Annotated in this window: 23 protein-coding genes and 1 tRNA gene; 9 read left to right on the forward strand and 15 right to left on the reverse strand. The window is 72.6% G+C overall.

Going from position 1 to position 17550, the window contains the following annotated elements; all coding sequences use genetic code 11:
* The first annotated feature begins 78 nt into the window (after window positions 1-78).
* Window positions 79-456 carry a UrcA family protein gene (locus tag PHZ_RS08790; RefSeq protein ID WP_187149109.1) on the forward strand — a complete coding sequence of 126 codons (378 nt, stop codon included), beginning with the start codon at window positions 79-81 and terminating at the stop codon, window positions 454-456.
* A 61-nt stretch (window positions 457-517) separates the two neighbouring features.
* On the opposite strand, the gene mazG is transcribed toward PHZ_RS08790, so the two are convergent.
* From mazG to PHZ_RS08810, 4 genes are all read right to left on the reverse strand, one after another.
* On the reverse strand, window positions 518-1330 hold the full coding sequence (mazG, locus tag PHZ_RS08795; RefSeq protein ID WP_012522150.1) for a nucleoside triphosphate pyrophosphohydrolase: 813 nt from the start codon (window positions 1328-1330) through the stop codon (window positions 518-520).
* A gap of 98 nt (window positions 1331-1428) precedes the next feature.
* Entirely contained in the window at window positions 1429-1917 is a 489-nt protein-coding gene (locus PHZ_RS08800; protein ID WP_041373376.1) for a hypothetical protein, read from the reverse strand.
* A gap of 100 nt (window positions 1918-2017) precedes the next feature.
* Window positions 2018-2737: an SIMPL domain-containing protein gene (locus PHZ_RS08805; RefSeq protein ID WP_012522151.1), complete on the reverse strand. Its 720-nt coding sequence runs from the start codon at window positions 2735-2737 to the stop codon at window positions 2018-2020.
* A gap of 79 nt (window positions 2738-2816) precedes the next feature.
* Entirely contained in the window at window positions 2817-3368 is a 552-nt protein-coding gene (locus PHZ_RS08810; RefSeq protein ID WP_041373377.1) for a hypothetical protein, read from the reverse strand.
* A gap of 118 nt (window positions 3369-3486) precedes the next feature.
* Between PHZ_RS08810 and PHZ_RS08815 the strand changes: the two genes are divergently transcribed.
* Entirely contained in the window at window positions 3487-3663 is a 177-nt protein-coding gene (locus PHZ_RS08815) for a hypothetical protein (protein WP_183282042.1), read from the forward strand.
* Window positions 3664-3720: 57 nt separating this feature from the next.
* Complete coding sequence (locus PHZ_RS08820) at window positions 3721-4911, forward strand: endo-1,4-beta-xylanase (RefSeq protein ID WP_012522152.1); 1191 nt, start codon at window positions 3721-3723, stop codon at window positions 4909-4911.
* Here PHZ_RS08820 and PHZ_RS08825 read toward each other — a convergent pair.
* From PHZ_RS08825 to PHZ_RS23755, 8 genes are all read right to left on the reverse strand, one after another.
* Window positions 4908-5570, reverse strand: coding sequence for a methyltransferase domain-containing protein (locus tag PHZ_RS08825; protein ID WP_012522153.1), 663 nt, complete (start codon window positions 5568-5570; stop codon window positions 4908-4910). The two genes, PHZ_RS08820 and PHZ_RS08825, sit on opposite strands and share 4 nt — an antisense overlap.
* Window positions 5571-5601: 31 nt before the next feature.
* A complete protein-coding gene (locus PHZ_RS08830) occupies window positions 5602-5907 on the reverse strand; it encodes a putative quinol monooxygenase (protein WP_012522154.1) in 306 nt (101 codons plus the stop codon).
* A gap of 79 nt (window positions 5908-5986) precedes the next feature.
* Entirely contained in the window at window positions 5987-6598 is a 612-nt protein-coding gene (gene purN, locus PHZ_RS08835; protein WP_012522155.1) for a phosphoribosylglycinamide formyltransferase, read from the reverse strand.
* The gene (locus tag PHZ_RS08840; protein WP_041373379.1) at window positions 6595-7419 is read right to left on the reverse strand and encodes an MBL fold metallo-hydrolase; all 825 of its coding nucleotides are present in this window, start codon (window positions 7417-7419) and stop codon (window positions 6595-6597) included. Before PHZ_RS08840 ends, purN begins: the two co-directional genes overlap by 4 nt.
* Entirely contained in the window at window positions 7416-8192 is a 777-nt protein-coding gene (locus tag PHZ_RS08845) for a TatD family hydrolase (protein WP_012522157.1), read from the reverse strand. The genes PHZ_RS08840 and PHZ_RS08845 overlap by 4 nt, the downstream gene beginning before the upstream one ends.
* 6 nt (window positions 8193-8198) lie before the next feature.
* The gene (locus tag PHZ_RS08850) at window positions 8199-9200 is read right to left on the reverse strand and encodes a DNA polymerase III subunit delta' (RefSeq protein ID WP_012522158.1); all 1002 of its coding nucleotides are present in this window, start codon (window positions 9198-9200) and stop codon (window positions 8199-8201) included.
* Window positions 9193-9828, reverse strand: coding sequence for a dTMP kinase (gene tmk, locus PHZ_RS08855; protein ID WP_012522159.1), 636 nt, complete (start codon window positions 9826-9828; stop codon window positions 9193-9195). Before tmk ends, PHZ_RS08850 begins: the two co-directional genes overlap by 8 nt.
* 31 nt (window positions 9829-9859) lie before the next feature.
* Complete coding sequence (locus PHZ_RS23755) at window positions 9860-10870, reverse strand: septal ring lytic transglycosylase RlpA family protein (RefSeq protein ID WP_041373380.1); 1011 nt, start codon at window positions 10868-10870, stop codon at window positions 9860-9862.
* 111 nt (window positions 10871-10981) lie between these two features.
* Between PHZ_RS23755 and PHZ_RS08865 the strand changes: the two genes are divergently transcribed.
* The 4 genes from PHZ_RS08865 to PHZ_RS08880 all read left to right on the forward strand — a co-directional run bounded on the left by PHZ_RS08865 (window position 10982) and on the right by PHZ_RS08880 (window position 12958).
* Window positions 10982-11071: transfer RNA gene (locus PHZ_RS08865), tRNA-Ser, on the forward strand.
* A 131-nt stretch (window positions 11072-11202) separates the two neighbouring features.
* Complete coding sequence (locus PHZ_RS08870; RefSeq protein ID WP_012522161.1) at window positions 11203-11889, forward strand: cytochrome b/b6 domain-containing protein; 687 nt, start codon at window positions 11203-11205, stop codon at window positions 11887-11889.
* Window positions 11882-12469 (forward strand): helix-turn-helix transcriptional regulator, encoded by a 588-nt coding sequence (locus PHZ_RS08875; RefSeq protein ID WP_012522162.1) that lies wholly within the window; start codon window positions 11882-11884, stop codon window positions 12467-12469. Before PHZ_RS08870 ends, PHZ_RS08875 begins: the two co-directional genes overlap by 8 nt.
* A gap of 54 nt (window positions 12470-12523) precedes the next feature.
* Window positions 12524-12958: a DUF2147 domain-containing protein gene (locus PHZ_RS08880; protein WP_330218143.1), complete on the forward strand. Its 435-nt coding sequence runs from the start codon at window positions 12524-12526 to the stop codon at window positions 12956-12958.
* Window positions 12959-12975: 17 nt separating this feature from the next.
* On the opposite strand, the gene PHZ_RS08885 is transcribed toward PHZ_RS08880, so the two are convergent.
* Window positions 12976-13494 carry a TadE/TadG family type IV pilus assembly protein gene (locus tag PHZ_RS08885; protein ID WP_012522164.1) on the reverse strand — a complete coding sequence of 173 codons (519 nt, stop codon included), beginning with the start codon at window positions 13492-13494 and terminating at the stop codon, window positions 12976-12978.
* Window positions 13491-13985, reverse strand: coding sequence for a TadE/TadG family type IV pilus assembly protein (locus tag PHZ_RS08890; protein ID WP_012522165.1), 495 nt, complete (start codon window positions 13983-13985; stop codon window positions 13491-13493). Before PHZ_RS08890 ends, PHZ_RS08885 begins: the two co-directional genes overlap by 4 nt.
* Before the next feature lie 167 nt (window positions 13986-14152).
* Here PHZ_RS08890 and PHZ_RS08895 point away from each other — a divergent pair, with 167 nt between their 5' ends.
* Both PHZ_RS08895 and PHZ_RS08900 read left to right on the forward strand, forming a co-directional pair.
* Window positions 14153-15718: a vWA domain-containing protein gene (locus PHZ_RS08895; RefSeq protein ID WP_012522166.1), complete on the forward strand. Its 1566-nt coding sequence runs from the start codon at window positions 14153-14155 to the stop codon at window positions 15716-15718.
* A gap of 65 nt (window positions 15719-15783) precedes the next feature.
* Window positions 15784-16038 carry a hypothetical protein gene (locus PHZ_RS08900; protein ID WP_041373382.1) on the forward strand — a complete coding sequence of 85 codons (255 nt, stop codon included), beginning with the start codon at window positions 15784-15786 and terminating at the stop codon, window positions 16036-16038.
* A gap of 22 nt (window positions 16039-16060) precedes the next feature.
* Here the strand turns inward: PHZ_RS08900 and PHZ_RS08905 are convergent, their stop codons facing one another.
* The gene (locus PHZ_RS08905) at window positions 16061-17524 is read right to left on the reverse strand and encodes an MFS transporter (RefSeq protein ID WP_012522167.1); all 1464 of its coding nucleotides are present in this window, start codon (window positions 17522-17524) and stop codon (window positions 16061-16063) included.
* Between the last annotated feature and the right edge of the window lie 26 nt (window positions 17525-17550).

Here is a 17550-nt window from a genome sequence, read left to right on the forward strand (position 1 = left end):
TCCCGACAAATGCGGCCTCGGGACCCATGGGGCTCTCCTGGGCGCAGGCGTCGGGCGGACGAAAACCCGGAGGACGACATGCAAGCTCGGATGACGACGGCGATCTGCGCCCTGGCTGCGGCGATGGCCGCGACGATGGCTGGGTCTCCCGCCGCGACCGCCGCGGAGGTGAGGGTGGGGACCGAGAAGGTGGGCGCGGTCGCGGTGAGCTACGACCCGGCGGCGCTGGCCGGCGAGGCCGGCGCGCGGGACCTGCTGACGCGGCTGGAGGCGGCGGCCCGGACGGCCTGCGGCGGCGATCCGCGCAACCACTCGGCCTGGCGCACGACGCCGGACCTCGTGCGCGAGGCGTTCAGGGCGTGCCGTCGGGACGCCGTGGCCCGGGCGGTGGCGGAGGTGGGCTCGAGCCGGCTCGCGGTGCTGCACGCCGGCGGGCGCGACGGGCGGGCGCGGTGAGGCGGAGGTGGGGCGGGGGCCGCCTCAGGTCCCCGCCTCACGTCCCGGCTCAGGCCGCCCTTCAGGCCCTCTCGGCGGCCTTCGCCTCGTCCCAGAGGGCGTCCATCTCGGCCAGGTCGGACTGGTCGGGGGTCTTTCCCCGCTCTTCAAGACGCTGCTCTATGTATCTGAAACGCCGGGTGAACTTGGCGTTGGTGTAGCGCAGGGCGTCCTCGGGATCGACGTCGAGCGTGCGGGCGAGGTTGGCGACGACGAACAGCACGTCGCCCATCTCCTGGCGGGCCTTCTCGAGGTCGCCGGCCTCGACCTCCTGCGCCAGCTCGGCGACCTCCTCGTGCAGCTTGGCCATGACGTCCTGCACGGTCGGCCAGACGAAGCCGACGCCCGCGGCGCGCTTCGAGAGCTTCACGGCGCGCGTTAGGGCGGGCAGACCCACGGGCACGTCATCCAGCAGGCTCTCCTGGCGACCCTTCCGTTCGCGCTCGGCCGCCTTCAGCGCCTCCCAGCCCTGCTTCTGCTCGGCCAGCGAGCCGTAGCTCTCGTCGCCGAAGACGTGCGGGTGGCGGCGGACCATCTTCTCCGAGATGGCGCGGGCGACGTCCTCGAAGGCGAAGGCGCCCTGCTCCTCGGCCATGCGGGCGTGGAAGACCACCTGCAGCAGCAGGTCGCCCAGCTCCTCCTTGAGGTCCGCCAGGTCGCCGCGTTCGATGGCGTCGGCCACCTCGTAGGCCTCCTCGACCGTGTAGGGGGCGATGGTGGCGAAGGTCTGCTCCTGGTCCCAGGGGCAGCCGTCCTCCCGGTCGCGCAGCCTGGCCATGATGGCGAGCAGGCGGTCGATGGGCCGAAGGTCGGCCGGCGGGGCAGGTCGGGTCATGGGGCTCGTGGGGCTTCCGGGAACAGCAGAACGGCGCGCGGCGATCAGACCGCGCGCCGTCCCCGGAGGCAAGCTCGGGCGGGCGACCTGGGCGGGCGTCAGCGCTTGTTGGGCGCCTCGCCGCGGGCCAGGCGGCCAGCCAGGCGGTTGAAGGTCCAGGTGGCGTCCGACCAGATCCAGTCGCCGTAGGCCTGGCGGATGTCGGTCTCGTACCAGCTGTAGGCGAGCGGCGTGACCGTCCCGTCGGCCGCGACGATGCGGCCCTCGACGGCCGCGCCGCCGACGCCGAAGCTCTGCATGGACAGGCCCGGCGTGTCCTGCATCTGCTTGAAGGTCGGCCGGTTCGGCTTGGCGTCGGTCAGCACCAGCTCGATGCGGGCGTCCTCGTAGCGGCCCGAGCGGGCGAGGGCGGTCTGGACTTCCTGCTGCAGGTCCTCGGTGAGGACGCGGCCCTCGCGGACCCCGTAGTCCTTCTCGAGCTTCTTCTGGAAGTCCGGCCCGATGCTGACCGAGACGGTCGGCGGGGCGGCGAGGGCGGCCGTGGCGCTCGCCAGGAGCGCGGCGGCCGCGAGCGCGAGTGTGCGCATGGCTGGGTCTCCGATCATATACAGTAATTACTTAACATGTGGGGCGCCGGCGGTCACGCCGCAAGCGGGCGGAGCGTGTTTTCCATGGTGGAACAGCATCTTACTTCAGCCGGTAGGTGATGGTGGTGACCACGCGGACCTTCTTGAACACCTGGGAGGAGGGGTCGTAGCCGACGTCGTCGCGGCCCAGGATCTCGAACGAGCCCTGGGTCGCCTGGCGGATGCCGCCGAGCTTCGAGCCGGAGTCTCGGGCGAACTGCTGGGCGCCCGAGCGGGCGCTGGCGGTGGCCTCGGCGATCATCGCGGGCCGCACGTCGTTGAGTTTGGTGAAGAGGTAGGAGGGGCCGTTGTAGTCCTGCAGCACCACGCCCTGGCGGATCAACTGGTCGAGCTGGCGGGTCGTGGCCTGGACGCGGTCGACGTTGGTGGTGCGCACGATCACCGTCTGGGCCACGCGGTAGCGCGCGGCGACGTTCTGCTGCTGGTACTCGCGGGCGTACTGGTCGGTGACCTCGAGCCGGCCGAGGTCCACTTCGGAGCCCTGGTAGCCCTGGGCGGCCAGGAAGCGGCGCACCGCGGCGGTGTCGGCGTCGACGTCCGCCTGCACCGCCTGCAGGTCGTCGCCGGCCGAGGCGAACTTCAGCGGCAGGACGGCGAGGTCGGCCTTGACGATCCGCTCGGACAGGCCCCGGACGGTCACCGCGCGGTCGCCGACCCGGGCGTTCTCCACCCCCTTGCCGACGAAGGCGCCGCCGGCGGCCACGCCGACCGCCAGGACCGCGGCGCCGACGAGCGCGGGGGCGATGAGGTTGTCGGCCATGGGAGTCCTCCGAACGTCGGCCGATCGTAGTCCAGCTTAGCTGACGGGCGGATGAACGGCCGGCGTCACGGCCCAGGCGTCAGGGGACAGGCGGGGCGGCGACCGCGCGCGTCTCGCCGCTGAGCGTGTTGACCACCTGGCTCGCGCCGGGGGCGGCGGAGTCGCCGATCTTCCAGTCCGCCGGGCAGGCGCCCAGGCGGCGGTAGCGGCGGACCTGCTCGAACATCGGCCCGTCCCGGTCCTGGCGGGTGACCGCCATCTCGACCGTGAAGTCCTGCGCCAGGTCGCCCTGGGTGGTCGAGCCGACCCGGTAGAGCTGGTCGTCGACGCGGCAGCGGACGGAGTAGGTCTCGGCGGTCTCCACCGGATCGGCGACCCGCACGCACGGCTTGCCGTCGACCTCGGGGGCCGGGCGCGTGAAGGACGAGCGCACCGCGCGGTCGGCGCAGATGTCGAGCTGGCTGGCCACCGCGCCGTCCTGCAGCACCTCGATGCGCCAGAGGGCGGTCTCCTCGCCCGGCGCGGCGGCGGGCGCGGCGGCGGGGGCGGGCGCGGCGGCCTCGCGGCGGTCGCAGGCGGAAAGGCCGGCGGCGGTCAGCCCGGCCAGCAGGAGGAGAGGAATCTTGCGCACGGTCGGCCTCCAGAGTGCTCGCAGGACCCGCAGCCTCCGCCCCGGATCGGCGGTCGGCATTGAGCGGGATCAAGCGGTCGTGACCGCGGCCGCCGCCGAGTCGGGCTATGCAGCGCCCATGACCAAGCCTGCCGCGGCCGCGGGGGGAGGGCGCCGGACCGCGATCCGCCTCGGCGTCTTCCTGATCGGGGCCCTGACCGCCGCAGCCGTCGGGATCGCCGTCGGCCACGACCTGAAGCCGGAAGCCCTGGAGATCGTCGGGACGCGCGCGCCCCAGATCATGATCGCCGGATAGGATCCGTAGTTGCAGATGAGGGGGACGGCGCCCACGCGGGCGGGTTAGCCTTCGGTCGTGCCGCCCAGGTCCTCCGCGCCCGCCGACGCCCCTGACCCCGCCCTGGAGATCGCCAGGGGGCGCACCATCGCCCGGCGCGGCCTGCTCGCGTCCGCCGCCGCGGCCGCTGCGGCGCCGGCGACGTTCGCCTGCGGCCAGACGCGGCGGGCGGGCCGGCCGCTGCACGAGCTGGCCAGCGCCTCGGGCCGCTTCTACGGCGCGGCGGCCCTCCTGCGGGAGGTGCGGCCGGACTCGCCCGTGCGGGCCCTGCTGCAGCGGGACTGCGGACTGCTGGTCCCGGAGGTCGAGCTGAACTGGGACCACCTGGCCCAGCCCGCCGACCACCTGCGCATGGAGGAGTACGCCGCCCACGCCCGCGACATGGGCAAGCCGCTGCACGGCCACACCCTGCTGTGGCACCGCAGCGTGCCCGCCTGGGCGCAGGAGCTGCTGCGGACGGCGCCCGACTGGGGGATCGTCGCCGCGCACATCCGCTCGACGATCCGGCGCTACGGGCAGGGGATCGCCTACTGGGAGGTGGTCAACGAGCCGATCGACACCGGCTATCGCCCCGACGGCCTGCGCGGGAGCCTGTTCCTGGAGGCGTTCGGGCCCGACTACATCCGCCGGGCGCTGGAGGAGGCGGCCGCCGCGGCTCCGGCGGCGAAGCTGCTGATCAACGAGTTCAGCCTGGACTACGACATTCCGGTCGAGCGCGAGCGGCGGCGTCACCTGCTGCGCCTGCTGGAGCGGCTGCTGAAGGCCGGCGTGCCGCTGCACGGCCTGGGGGTCCAAGGCCACCTCGACCTGCAGAAGCGGCCGTTCTCGGCGCGGGTGTTCGAAGCGTTCCTGGCCGAGGTCGCCGGGATGGGGCTGGACATCGTCATCACCGAGCTCGACGTGCGCGAGGCCGACCTGATCCAGCCGCCGCAGGTGCGCGACCGCCTCGTGGCCGAGCACGCCAAGGCCTACCTGGACGTCGCCCTCGATCAGCCGGCGACGAAGGGCGTCATCACCTGGGGGATCACCGATCGGCATTCCTGGCTGGAGCTGGGCGAGGCGGACCTGGCCCGCTTCCCGGGCGCCTGGCAGGACGGCACCAGCCCGGGGCTGAACCGCGGCCTGCCGTTCGATTCCGACCTGCGGGCCAAGCCGATGTACTACGCCCTCGCCGCGGCGTTCCAGGGCAGGGCGCTGGCGGGCGGCTAGGAAGCCGGCTTGCCGAACAGGGCCACCCGTACGCCGTCGGTCGTGAGGCTCCAGCCGAAGCGGGCCGCAATCCAGCCCAGCGTCCGGGGGCGGTAGAAGGCCACGTGGGTGGGGTCGCGCACGTAGTACCAGGTCGTGAAATCGACGTCCTCGCGCAGCAGCAGGGTCATCACGCCCAGCCAGCCGCCGGGGCGCAGCAGGCCGTCCAGCTGCATGAACGCCTGCAGCGGATGGTGGAAGTGCTCGACCACCTCGGTCGCGGTGACGAAGTCGTAGCGCCGCGACAGGGCGGCTTCGTCGGGCGCGAAGCGGGGATCGTAGTCGGCGACCCGGAACCCGGCCTCGGCCAGCATCGGCCGGATCGCGGGGCCGGGTCCGCAGCCGATGTCGAGGCCCTGGGCGCCGGGCGCGAGCCTGGCCAGCAGCGGATCGGTCAGCTGGCGCAGGAAGGCGCGGTATCTGGGATCGGCCGGGTCGTTCTCGTGCAGGGCGTACTGCTCGGCCTCGACCTGCGGCGTCGGCAGGCTCTCCGGCGCGGCGAAGACGAGGCCGCAGCCGGCGCAGTCGAAAAACCGCCGAGGCCCGTTGGCGCGCTCAGAGCCGCCAGGCTCGCCGCACAGCGGACAGGGCGGCTGAGGGGCGGTCGGCGCGGCGCACATGTTTATCGCCTAAGCAAGATTATCGGAAATATCAGGCGGGGCCCTTCACGAGGCCATGGCCGCCCACCGGCTCGGTCTCGAAGCGTTCGCCGAAGCCGGCGATCAGCGGACGGGCCTCGGCGATGGCCGCCTGCACGCTGGGCAGCTTCAGCGAGGCCCTGTGGCTCTCGGCGCTGTCCCAGGCCTCGGTGATCCAGATGGAGTCCGGATCGGCCGGATCCTTCGCCACGATGTAGCTGAGGCAGCCCGGCATGGCCGCCGCGTCCCGGGTCAGGATCGCGATCACCGCGTCCCGGCGGCCCGGCTGGACCCGCATGCGTCCGATCAGTCCGTACATCGGCCTTGCGCCTCCCGCCGCGCTTCCCAATGGACCGTCCAGGCCGGCTGCGGCCGCGCCCGCCAGGAACTCGCGCCGCTCAAGCGGCATCGGGCAGCTCCAGCGCGCCCGAAGCGATCTGCTGCAGCGTTTCGACGAAGAACGCCGGCTCCATGGCCTTCACCCGCGCCTCCAGCGTCTCGGGCGTGTCGCCGGGCTGGATCGGCACGCGGCGGCGCGCGAGCTCGGGCCCGTGGTCGTATTCCTCGTCCACCAGGTGGATGACGATGCTGCTCTCGGCGAGCCCGGCGGCCAGCACCGCCTCGTGGACCCGGCGGCCGTACATCCCCTGGCCGCCGAAGTCCGGCAGCGGCCCCGGATGGATGTTGAGGATGCGCCCGCCGTAGCGGCCCAGCACCGCCGGCCCCAGCCGGCGCAGGTAGCCGGACATGACGATCAGCTCGACGCCGCGGGCGGCCATCTCGTCGGCCAGGCGGCGATCGGCGGCCTCGGGATCGGCGGCGGTGGGCACGCACAGCGCCGGCACGCCCCGGTCCTGCGCCCACGCCAGCGCCGCCGCGCTCCTGTTGTTGCTGACCATCAGGCAGGCCTCGGCGTTCAGCCGGCCGCCCTCGATGGCGTCCATCACCGCCTGGGCGCTGGAGCCGTTAGCGGAGGCGAGGAAACCCAGCTTAAGCGGCCGTGTTCTCACGCGTTTTCGCCTCTCAGCTCATGTTGGATCGTCAGCCCGTCGTAGGCCGGCTCGACCCCCTCGGGAAGCTCGCGCCGGAGGGTCTCGAAGTCCATGTCGATGTGCATGTTGGTGAGGATCGCCCGGCGCGGCCTGACCCGGTCGATCCACTCCAGGGCCCGGTCCAGGTGGGCGTGGGTCGGGTGCGGGCGCCGGCGCAGGGCGTCGACGATCCAGACGTCCAGGTCCGCCAGGGCCTCGAAGGCGGCCTCGTCCAGGCCGACGACGTCGCTGGAATAGGCCACCCCGCCGAAGCGGTAGCCCACCGAGCGGACGCCGCCGTGGTCCTGGTCGAAGGTGCGCACCGGGATCGGGCCGGACGGCCCCTCCACCGCCCAAGGGGTCCCGTGCGGCGGCAGGGCCTCGCGCTCGCAGATCGCGGGATAGCCCCCCTCCCCCTCGAAGATGTAGCCGAACCGCCGCATCATGGTGCGCGTCGTGGCCGGGTCCATCCAGCAGGGGATCCGCGCCTGCTGGCGCAGGTAGAACGCGCGCACGTCGTCGAGGCCGTGGACCTGGTCGGCGTGGTCGTGGGTCAGCAGCACGGCGTCCAGGCGCTTCACGCCCGCGCGGGCGGTCTGCTGGCGCAGCTCGGGCGAGGCGTCTACCAGCACGCTGGTCTCGGAGAGCGGATCGGCGGCCTTGCGGCGCACGAAGATCGAGCAACGGGTGCGCAGGTTCTTCGGATTGGCCGGGTCGCAGTCGCCCCATTCGCCGTCGGCCCGCGGCACCCCGCCCGACGAGCCGCAGCCCAGGATCACGACCTCGAGCGTCGCGCTCATGGCCGGGGAATCCGGTCGAACAGGGCGAAGAAGGCGTCCTCGGTGCGCTGCTCGGCCTCGTCCAGGCCCCAGCCGCGGATCTCGGCCAGTCTGGCCAGAACGTGCGGCAGGAAGGCCGGCTCGTTGCGCCGCCCGCGGTAGGGCACGGGCGCGAGGTAGGGGCAGTCGGTCTCGACGATGATGCGGTCGGCCGGCATGTCGCGGATCACCGCGCGCACGTCGTCGGCGGTCTTGAACGTGGCGATGCCGGCCACAGAGAACCAGGCGCCCAGCTCGGCCGCCTGGCGGGCCAGTTCGGCGCCCGAGGTGTAGCAGTGCATCAGGATGCGGAACGGCCCGCGGGCGTGCTCCTCGGCCAGGATCCGGCCCATCACCTCGTCGGCCTCGCGGGTGTGGACCACGAGCGGGAGGCCCGTCTCGCGCGCCGCCTCGCAGTGGACGCGGAAGACCTTCGCCTGGATGTCCCGCGGGCTGAGGTCGTAGTGGAAGTCGAGGCCGCATTCGCCGATGCCGACGACGCGCGGGTCCTGGGCCAGCTCGACCAGGGTGCGGGCCGCCAGGTCGGGGTTCTCCTTGGCCTCGTGCGGATGGGTTCCGACGGTGCACCAGATGTCCGGGTGCATGGCCACGGCGCGGACCGCATCGAAGTTCGAGACCCGGTCGCAGATGTTGACCATCAGCCGCACGCCGGCGGCCAGGGCCCGGCTGATGACCGCCTCGCGGTCGTCGTCGAATTGCGGCGCGTGCAGGTTGACGTGGCTGTCGATCAGCATGGGTCTTTAGGCCTGGGCGGCCTGGCGAAGTTCCGAAAGCGCGGCGAACAGCGCGTCGGTGCGATCGAGGTTCAGGGCCTCGACCTCGCGCGGCAGGCGCTGCAGCGTCTCCCACGCCTGGGCCCAGCGATCAAGCGGGCCGACCCCCTGGGCCGCACGGTCCGTGGCCATGGCGTGCACCCGGTCGGCCAGCCGGTCGAACAGCAGGGCGAAGGCCTGGGGCCCCTCCCCGCCGCGGAACTTCTCGGCCAGCGACAGCGCCCGGGTCTCGTCCACGCGGGGCAGGTCGGCGATCAGGTCGCGCACGGCGTCGTCCACCGCGAGCGCGCCCGCGGCGGCGAGCGCCAGCGCCCGGCCCGGCGCGCCGCCGGCCATGCGCGAAAGACGCAGGGACTCCTCGACGTTCACGTCGGCGTGGGCGCGCACGAAGGCGGCCGCCTCCTCCAGCTCCAGAGGATGGAAGGTCAGGCGGCGGCAGCGCGAGCGGATGGTCGCCAGCAGCCGTCCCGGCGAGTGCGAGACCATGAACAGCACGCCGCGCGGCGGCGGCTCCTCCAGGGTCTTCAGGATGGCGTTGGCGGCGTTGACGTTGAGGTCGTCGGCGGCGTCGATGATCGCCACCCGGTGCGGCGCGCTGGCCGGCGACTTGGAGAAGAACTCGCCGAGGCGCCGGGCGTCCTCGACGGGGATCACCTTGCGCGGCTTGCCGTCGGGCCCCTCGCGCTCGAGCACCAGCAGGTCGGGATGGCTGCGGGCCGCCACCTGACGGCTGACGGGATGGTTCGGATCCGAGCCCAGCTCGCCGTAGGCCGGCGCCGGCGGCGCGCCCAGCAGGCGCCGCGCCGCGCGGTAGGCGAAGGTGGCCTTGCCGACGCCTTCGGGGCCGGTCAGCAGCCAGGCGTGGTGCAGGCGCGAGCGGGCGCGGGCCTCCTCGAAGGCGGCCTCGGCGCCCCCCTGCCCGCGCAGCTCGTAGACGTCGCGGGGATGCGGGACGGCGGCCTCAGCCATGGACGGCGAGCCGCTCGGACACGGCCGTCCAGACGGCGCCCTCCACCGCATCCATCGGCGCCGTGGCGTCGATGACGGCGCAGCGCTGCGGCTCGGCGGCGGCGATGGCCCGGAAGCCCTCGCGCAGGCGCTGGTGGAAGGCCATGCCCTTGGATTCGAAGCGCATCTCGGCGCCGGCGCGGGCGTGGGCGCGCTCCAGCCCCACCTCGGGCGGCAGGTCGAAGACGAGCGTCAGATCGGGCCGGACGTCCTCCAGGATATGGGCCTCGAGGGCCGCGATGAGCGCCGGGTCCGTGCCCCCGGCGGCGCCCTGGTAGGCGCGGGTCGAGTCGGCGAAGCGGTCGCAGATCACCCAGGCGCCGCGGGCGAGCGCCGGCCGGATCACCCGCTCGATGTGGTCGCGGCGGGCGGCGTACATCAGCAGGGTCTCGGTGACCGGGCTCCAGCGGTCGGCCTCGCCGTTCAGCACCAGGGCGCGGATGCTCTCGGCGCCGGCGGAGCCGCCCGGTTCGCGGGTGGTGACGACCTCCAGCCCCTGGGCCTCCAGGCGCGCGGCCAGACGCTTCACCTGGGTGGACTTGCCGGCCCCCTCGCCGCCCTCGAATGTGATGAACCGCCCGCGCGCCACGGGGCCAAAATGCCCCGTTCGGCCCAGAAGTCTAGAAGGCCTGAACGACGCGGGCGTCGGCGAAGCCGAACGCGGCCACCTGGTCGCGCAGGGCGTAGGCCCCCGCCTCGTCGGCCGGCGCGGGCAAGGTGACGCGGTAGAGGGTCGTCCCGCCGCGCTCGATCGGCTGGACCCTGGCGGTCCCGGCGGCCGCGACCTGGGCCGCGGCCCGCTGGGCGTTGGCCTCGCTGGAGAAGGCGCCGATCTGGACGTGCAGGCCCGCCGGCAGGACGGCGGGGGGCGGCGCGGACGCCAGAGGGGGAGCCGGCGCCGCGGCGATCGGACTCGCCTGCACCGGGGGCGGCGCGGCCGCGGGCAGCGGCTGGGACTCCACCTCCGTCGGGGGCGGCGTGGGGGTTTGAGCGGCAGCCGCCGGTCCTCCGGCCGAGATCTCCATCAGCTCGTCCCAGCGGGTCTCCACCACCCGGGGCGGCGGGTCGGCCGGCCTGGCCGAGGCGTAGCGCACGCCAGCCTCGCGGCCGAGCAGCGGCGCCGGCCCGACGTAGCGGACCCGCACCCTGGCGATCCCCTGGCGCTCGAAGCCAAGCTCGCGGGCCGCCTCGCGGGACAGGTCGATGATGCGGTTGCCGACGAACGGGCCGCGGTCGTTCACCCGCACCTGCAGCCGGCGGCCGTTCTCGAGGTTGGTGACCTCGACGATCGAGGGCAGCGGCAGGGTCGTGTGGGCGGCCGAGAGCAGGTTCATGTCGAACCGCTCGCCGTTGGCCGTGGACTTGAGATGGAAGGCCTCGCCGTACCAGGAGGCGATCCCGGTCTTGTCGTAGTCGGGCTGCTCGCGCGGCACGTACCAGATCCCGCCGACCTGATAGGGCTTGCCGACCTTGTAGGTCCCGCCGGCGCCCGAGGGCGCCTTCGCGGCGGAGCCCTTCCCGCCTGGGGCCTTGCCTCCGGGGCCGGCCGCGTAGCGGGGCGTGGCGCAGGCGGCGAGCGAGACGCCCGCCAGGAGCACGGCGGCCAGGTGGAACGCGCGGGTCGCCGGCATGTCTCCCCCTTCGGAACGGCTTGCCGGCAGCTTGCCGCCGAACGCTTGCGGCACGGTTAACGGAGGGTTGCTGTGGAGCGCCCAGCCCCGCCCTGCTATAGGCGGCGCCCCGGATGGGTGGCCGAGTGGTTTAAGGCAGCGGTCTTGAAAACCGCCGTAGGTGCAAGCCTACCGTGGGTTCGAATCCCACCCCATCCGCCACGATCCCCCTCGTTGTCGCACCAAGGCCCTCCGTCAGCGGGCGCTTACGCCGGCCCAAATAAGCGCCGGCCCGATGGCGCCCGCGAGCCTCCCGGCGCCCTCCTTCGCCTGGTCCTGCGAGGGAGAAAGCGATGCAGTCCAGTTCCGAAATCCATGTCGACGCCCCTGCGGCGCGACCGGCCCGCGGCGCGCGGAGCGGCGGCCGGTTCGTGCGGTGGGATCCGCTCGTGCGGCTCACCCACTGGCTGATCGCCGCGGCGATCCTCGTCAACGCGCTGCTCTCGGAGGAAGGATCGTCGCTGCACGTGTGGGTCGGCTACGCGGCCGGCGCCCTCCTGGCGCTGCGGCTGGTGTGGGGCCTCGTCGGGCCGCGCCCGGCGCGCTTCAGCGCCTTTCCCCCGAGCCTCGCCCGGGCCTGGCGGCACGTCGGTGAGATCGTCCGCGGCGGGCGCTCGGACCACGTCTCGCACAATCCCCTGGGCGCGCTGATGGTCTATGCGCTCTGGGCCACGCTCGCCGTCGTCGTCGGCAGCGGGCTTGCCATGGATCAAGGACGCGGCTTCGCGGAGGGTCCAGCATTCGGCGCGAACGTGGCCGAGGCGCCCCGGCACGAGGCCGAGGATGAGGCCGAAGGCCACGGTGGCGGCGAAGAGGCCGGGGAAGAAGAGGTCTGGGAAGAGGTGCACGAAGCGGCGGCCAACATCCTGTTCGTGCTCGCGGCGCTGCACGTCGTGGGCGTCGCCTTCGAGACGCGCCGGCGCGGCCCGGGCCTGGTGCGAGCCATGATCACGGGCGGCGGGGCGAGGCGGCGTGACTGACGGGCGCCGAGCCAGGGCCATCGCCGCCATCGTCTGCCTGCAGGCGGTGGCGGCGGCCTTCTTCGCGATCGACGCCTACAGCGACCTGCAGGCGCAGGAGCTGGGGGCGCACATCGTGATCGAGGGGGTGGTGGCCGCGGCCCTGCTGCTGGGCGTGACGCTGAACGCCCTCGAGCTGCGCGACCTGCTCCAGCGCCAGCGGCGGGCCGACCGGGTGATGGTGGTGGCGTCCGGGGCGCTGGCCGAACTCATCCAACTCCGCTTTCAGGACTGGCGGCTCACCCCTGCCGAGGCGGACGTGGCGCTGTTCGCCCTGAAAGGCCTGCCCATCGAGGACATCGCCCGGCTCCGCGAGGCGGCGACCGGCACGGTCCGGGCGCAGCTCGCGCGTGTCTATGCGAAGGCGGGCGTACGCAACCGCTACGCGCTGCTCAGCCTGTTCATGGACGATCTCCTGGGTCAGGCGCTGGTCCAGGTCGACAGGAAGCCCCCCGCCCCGGCCTCGGCCCCGCCGCCAGGGAGCGCAGATGCTTCGCTTCCGGGAGGGCCCTCGCGAACATGCTCGGGGGCGCCTATCTGAACGCGGCTTTCGACGGCCGTTCATTTGCCGTACGGGCGAAATATATTAGCCAGGATGCAAATGAAGCTCTTCCGACCCCTCCTTGCGCTGACGGTCCTCGCCGCGGCGATCGCCGGCCCGGCCGCGGCGCAGACCGCCGACCAGGCGATCTTCGGCGTCTGGCGCAACCCGAAGAACAGCGTGCACGTGGACGTGCGCCCCTGCGCCGCGGGCGCCTGCGGCGTCGTGGTGTGGGCCAACGCCGACGCCCAGGCCGACGCCCGCAAGGGCGGGACCGAAAACCTCATCGGCCTGCAGCTGTTCCGCAACTTCAACCAGCAGGCCAACGGCCGCTGGCGGGGCAAGGTCTTCGTGCCCGACCTGAACGCCACGTTCAGCGGCTCGGCCGAGCTGATCGACCGCGACCACCTGCGGGCCCGCGGCTGCCTGTTCGCCAACGTGCTCTGCAAGGCCCAGGTCTGGGTGCGGGTCGCCCCGCCGCTCGGCTAGGCCGCGCGCCGATCCGCTCAGCGCTTGTCCACCTTGGCCGAGACGCGCGGGCGGATGTAGGCCGTGTGCCGCAGCCGGAAGCTGTCGGCCAGGAACAGGTTGAAGGCCGGCTCGTACTCGTAGATCGCGTCAGCCACGATGATGCTCTCGTGCGGGGCGAGGTAGCCCGACGGCACCGAGGGCGCGGGCGAGGCCGGGAAGTTGCGGCTGACGCTCCAGTCCACGGCCACCGCGCCCTGGGCGTCGGCCACGAGGCTGGTGATCCGCTCGCCCAGGGGCTCGACGGGATAGGGCCGCATCATCGCATCGCCCGCCTGCATGATGTCGGCGAGCTCGCCGTCGGTGAGGCCGCGGGCCTGGGAGGTGACGTCGGCGATGGCCGAGGCGACGTGGAACACCCGCGTGCGCACCTGCCAGGCCTGGACGATCTCGCCCACCGTGATGTGCATGACGAACAGGAACGGCAGGATCAGGCCGAACTCCACGGCCGCGCCGCCGCGCGCGCAGGCCCGCCAGCGGGTCAGGAAGCGCCTCATTCGTAGGGCTCGTTCTTGAACACCGTGCGGGCGTCGAGCATCACCTCGCCCGGCCGCGGCGCGCCGCCCGAGAGGGTGAAGTTCGGCACGATCATCGGCCAGCGGTAGGTGGCGCGCACGAGGATGATGTCGCCCGCGACGCCCTTGTTGAACGCCCCGTCCGGCGGCGCGTCGGCGCTGGCGGCCGCCTCGGCGAAGCGGCTGAAACGCTGGACGCTCACCTGCAGCTTGTCGCGGCAGCCGGCGTTGTCCGAGACGAGGTTGCGGCAGATCAGGGCCTCGAAGTCGGCCGCGCTGGCCGGGCCGTCGTCCTGGCCCGTGCGGATCATGCGCGCCGTCGTGGCCACGGCGTTGTCGAGGCCGGCCGACATCATCGCCATCACCGCCATCTCGATGGTGGCGAAGATCAGGAAGATGAGCAGAGGCGAGATCAGCGCGAACTCGATCGCGGCTCCGCCCCGGACATCGTCGATGAAGCGGCGCACGGCCACGGGTCGCCTCCTCCTTGAAGCAGACCCGCAGGATGCGCGCGCAGGGCAAAAGCCGGGTTAAGTCCCAGGCGCCTATGGTGTCTCGATTTTTACCACGCCCGATCATCGGAAGTTAGCCGTCCCCGGGCAGGCTCGCGCGTCGAGCTCGACCTTCGACGGTGAGGACCATGCGCAGCCCCGGGACGTCCTGGCTTCGCCGCGCGCTCCGGCGCCTGGCGGACGACGGCGGCAACGTCGCCATCACGGTGGCGTTCGCCATGGTGCCCCTCGCGATCGGCACCCTTGGGGCGATCGACCTGGCCCGCGGGGCGAGCGCCAAGGTGCAGCTGCAGGACGCCCTGGACGCGGCGGCCCTGGGCGCGGCCCGCTCGAGCGCCAACTCGCCCGACACGCTGCAGGCCGCCGGCGAGCGGCTGCTGCGCCAGAACCTGGCGCTGGGCGGCGACTTCGAGCTGGTGTCGTCCTCGTTCACCTTCGGCCCGGACAACAAGGTGCTGGCGCGCGCCCAGGTGCGGGTGGAGCCCTATGTCGCGGGCCTGGCCGGGGTGAACAACATGGACATCGCCGCCGCCACCGAGGTGGTGCGCGCCGGCATGCAGCTGGAGATCGCCCTGGTGCTCGACAACACCGGGTCGATGAACCAGAACAACAAGCTCTACCACTTGAAGACGGCGGCCAAGGCGTTCGTCACCGCCATGGAGACGGCGGCCGAGGGCAACACCGTCCCCAATTCCATCAAGATCTCGCTGGTGCCGTTCTCGCACACGGTGCGGGTGGATTCGGACGCCTACCGGAACGCGGCCTGGATCGACCAGAACGGCTCTTCGCCGATCAACAACGAGATCTTCCCGACGGCGACCGGCACGCAGTGGGCCAACCGCTTCACCCTGTTCAGCCAATTGGGCACGAGCTGGCGCGGCTGCGTCGAGAGCCGCCAGGCGCCCTACGACATCCAGGACACCCCGCCGACCACGGGGGCGACCCTGTTCACCCCCTACTTCGCCCCGGACGAGCCGGACTATCCGGCCGAATGGTACGGGACCAAGTTCGCCAACAGTTACGTGGACGACCGGACCAGCAGCACCAACTGGCGCGTGCGGCAGGGCAACCTGACCAAGTACGTCAACACCAAGGGCCTGGGCACGAGCAAGGGACCGAACGCCGGCTGCGGCCTGCGCCCGATCATCCGCCTGACGACCGATTTCGACGGCCTGCGCGACGCCGTCGACGACCTGGTGGCCGACGGCAGCACCAACATCCCGATGGGCCTCGTCTGGGGCTGGCACACCCTCGCCCCGATGGCGCCCTTCCCGGACGGCGTCCCGTACCTGACCGAGAAGCACAAGAAGATCGTCGTGCTGATGACCGACGGCGAGAACACCATCCTCTACAAGGATACCCCGAACGGCTCGGACTACTCGGGCGTCGGCCATGCCCGGCAGGGCCGCGTGCTCGACCCCGCGGGGCGGCCGATCACCGAATCCTCGAGCCAGCGCGAGCGGACCGCGGCCCTGGACGACCGCCTCCTGAAGCTGTGCGCCAACATGAAGGCGCCCGCCAAGGACATCGAGATCTACGCCATCCGCGTGGAGGTCTCGTCGGGGTCGAGCAGCGTGCTGCAGACCTGCGCCAGCTCGGCGGACCACTACTACGACGTCCAGAACGCCGCGGACATGACCATGGCCTTCCAGAGCATCGCCGGGCAGATCGCGGCGCTGCACCTCTCGCGCTAGGGCGCGCGGGCCACACATGCGCGTGCGCCTGCGCAACGGGCGCGCGGTCTCGGCGTTGAGCCTGCATGAGCCCGAGCCACCTCACCGCGGAAGAACGACAGCTGCTCCTGGACGCCCTGAACGGCCCGCTCACGACCCGTGAGCCGGAGGCCGCGAGCCTTTGCATGAAGCTGTGCGCCCTGAAGCTCCTGCAGCGCGCGGGCGGGATCGCCGCGGCCAACGGCTGGCGGGGCTCGCCGAACGCCTACTTCCTGACCCGCGACGGCTGGGCGATGGTGAAGTCCGAGCGGCGCGCCGGGCCCGTGCGGCGGGCGGTCTGAGCGCCCAGCCCCGCCCCAGGTCCTAGGGGACGTCCCGGGGAACGTCCTCGGGGGCGAGCGAGAGCGGCGGGGCGATCTCCTCCAGGCCCTTGCGCTCGGCGCGCACGCCCAGGGCCAGGGCGACGACCGAGGCCAGCAGCATCAGCCCCCCGCCCAAGAGGTAGCCGATGAGGATCTGGCCGCGCTCGCCCGTGTCGATCAGCGCGCCGAACAGCGCAGGCCCGGCGGCGCCGCCCAGCAGGGTGCCCACCGCGTAGAAGATCGCGATGGTGATGGCCCGGGTCTCCAGCGGGAACAGCTCGCCGACGGTCAGGTAGGCCGCGCTGGCCCCCGCCGAGGCGAAGAAGAAGATCACCATCCAGGCCGCCGTCTGCGCCTCGGCCGTCAGCATCCCCTCGGCGAATCCCCAGCCGGTGAGGCACAGCAGCGCGCCGGCCAGGGCGTAGGTGGCCGAGATCATGGTCCGCCGGCCGATGGTGTCGAACAGGCGGCCCAGCAGCAGCGGCCCCAGGAAATTGCCGAGGGCGAACGGCAGCATGAACCAGCCCACGGCCTGCGGCTGGACGCCGTAGAAGCGGGTCAGGATCAGGGCGTAGGTGAAGAAGATCGCGTTGTAGCAGAAGGCCTGGGTGGCCATCAGCACGAAGCCCAGCACGGTGCGCCGCGGGTGGTGGCGGACCAGCGTGAGCCAGATCTCGCGCCAGTCGGTGCGGGTGCGCCGCACGAAGCGCAGCCGGGGCAGCGGACGGATCATCGGCGGCAGGGCCGTGCGCCGCTCCACCCGCGCCTCGATCTCGCGCACGATCGCCTCGGCCTCCTCGGGCCGGCCGTGGGTGAGGAGCCAGCGGGGGCTCTCGGGGATGTAGCGGCGGACGAAGACGACGATCAGGGCCAGCAGGCCGCCGATGATGAACGCCAGACGCCAGCCCCAGGCGGGATCGACCACCTCGGGATCCAGCACCACGAGCGAGCCGACGGCGCCCAGGGCCGCGCCCACCCAGAAGCTGCCGTTGATGGCCAGGGCCGTCTGGCCGCGCCGGCGGGCGGGAATCAGCTCGTCGATGGCCGAGTTGATGGCGCCGTACTCCCCGCCGATCCCGGCCCCGGTCAGGAACCGGAAGAACATGAACGACCAGAAGTCCCAGGCGAAGCCGCTGGCGATGGTGGCCAGCATGTAGACCACGACGGTGATGGTGAAGAGCCGCCGCCGGCCGAAGGCGTCGGTGAGCCGTCCGAAGACCAGCGCCCCCAGCACAGCGCCGACGATGTAGGCGCTGGCGGTCCAGCCGATCTGCTGGGCGGTCAGCCCCAGGCCGTCAGGGCCGGCGATGGCGGGGGCCAGCGCCCCCACGAGGGTGACCTCCAGCCCGTCGAGGATCCAGGTGATCCCCAGGGCGAACACCACCAGCCAGTGGAAACGGCTGAACGGCAGGCGGTCGAGCCTGGCCGGAATGTCCGTGGTGAAGACGTCGCCCCTCGCTTGCATCCCCGACCTGCCTGGCTCCCGTGGTC

Origin of the sequence: Phenylobacterium zucineum HLK1 (genome assembly GCF_000017265.1) — a bacterium.
GTDB classification, from domain to species: domain Bacteria; phylum Pseudomonadota; class Alphaproteobacteria; order Caulobacterales; family Caulobacteraceae; genus Phenylobacterium; species Phenylobacterium zucineum.

What these genes read in the sequence shown, in the direction of transcription:
- PHZ_RS23755 (WP_041373380.1), bottom strand. Translation starts at nt 10,870, where the DNA reads ATGCCGGCGACCCGCGCGTTCCACCTGGCCGCCGTGCTCCTGGCGGGC.
- PHZ_RS08815 (WP_183282042.1), top strand. Translation starts at nt 3,487, where the DNA reads ATGACCAAGCCTGCCGCGGCCGCGGGGGGAGGGCGCCGGACCGCGATC.
- PHZ_RS08900 (WP_041373382.1), top strand. Translation starts at nt 15,784, where the DNA reads ATGAGCCCGAGCCACCTCACCGCGGAAGAACGACAGCTGCTCCTGGAC.
- PHZ_RS08845 (WP_012522157.1), bottom strand. Translation starts at nt 8,192, where the DNA reads ATGCTGATCGACAGCCACGTCAACCTGCACGCGCCGCAATTCGACGAC.
- PHZ_RS08800 (WP_041373376.1), bottom strand. Translation starts at nt 1,917, where the DNA reads ATGCGCACACTCGCGCTCGCGGCCGCCGCGCTCCTGGCGAGCGCCACG.
- PHZ_RS08840 (WP_041373379.1), bottom strand. Translation starts at nt 7,419, where the DNA reads ATGAGCGCGACGCTCGAGGTCGTGATCCTGGGCTGCGGCTCGTCGGGC.
- PHZ_RS08905 (WP_012522167.1), bottom strand. Translation starts at nt 17,524, where the DNA reads ATGCAAGCGAGGGGCGACGTCTTCACCACGGACATTCCGGCCAGGCTC.
- PHZ_RS08885 (WP_012522164.1), bottom strand. Translation starts at nt 13,494, where the DNA reads ATGAGGCGCTTCCTGACCCGCTGGCGGGCCTGCGCGCGCGGCGGCGCG.
- PHZ_RS08805 (WP_012522151.1), bottom strand. Translation starts at nt 2,737, where the DNA reads ATGGCCGACAACCTCATCGCCCCCGCGCTCGTCGGCGCCGCGGTCCTG.
- PHZ_RS08830 (WP_012522154.1), bottom strand. Translation starts at nt 5,907, where the DNA reads ATGTACGGACTGATCGGACGCATGCGGGTCCAGCCGGGCCGCCGGGAC.
- PHZ_RS08870 (WP_012522161.1), top strand. Translation starts at nt 11,203, where the DNA reads ATGCAGTCCAGTTCCGAAATCCATGTCGACGCCCCTGCGGCGCGACCG.
- mazG (WP_012522150.1), bottom strand. Translation starts at nt 1,330, where the DNA reads ATGACCCGACCTGCCCCGCCGGCCGACCTTCGGCCCATCGACCGCCTG.
- PHZ_RS08850 (WP_012522158.1), bottom strand. Translation starts at nt 9,200, where the DNA reads ATGGCTGAGGCCGCCGTCCCGCATCCCCGCGACGTCTACGAGCTGCGC.
- PHZ_RS08790 (WP_187149109.1), top strand. Translation starts at nt 79, where the DNA reads ATGCAAGCTCGGATGACGACGGCGATCTGCGCCCTGGCTGCGGCGATG.
- PHZ_RS08880 (WP_330218143.1), top strand. Translation starts at nt 12,524, where the DNA reads ATGCAAATGAAGCTCTTCCGACCCCTCCTTGCGCTGACGGTCCTCGCC.
- PHZ_RS08825 (WP_012522153.1), bottom strand. Translation starts at nt 5,570, where the DNA reads ATGTGCGCCGCGCCGACCGCCCCTCAGCCGCCCTGTCCGCTGTGCGGC.
- PHZ_RS08895 (WP_012522166.1), top strand. Translation starts at nt 14,153, where the DNA reads ATGCGCAGCCCCGGGACGTCCTGGCTTCGCCGCGCGCTCCGGCGCCTG.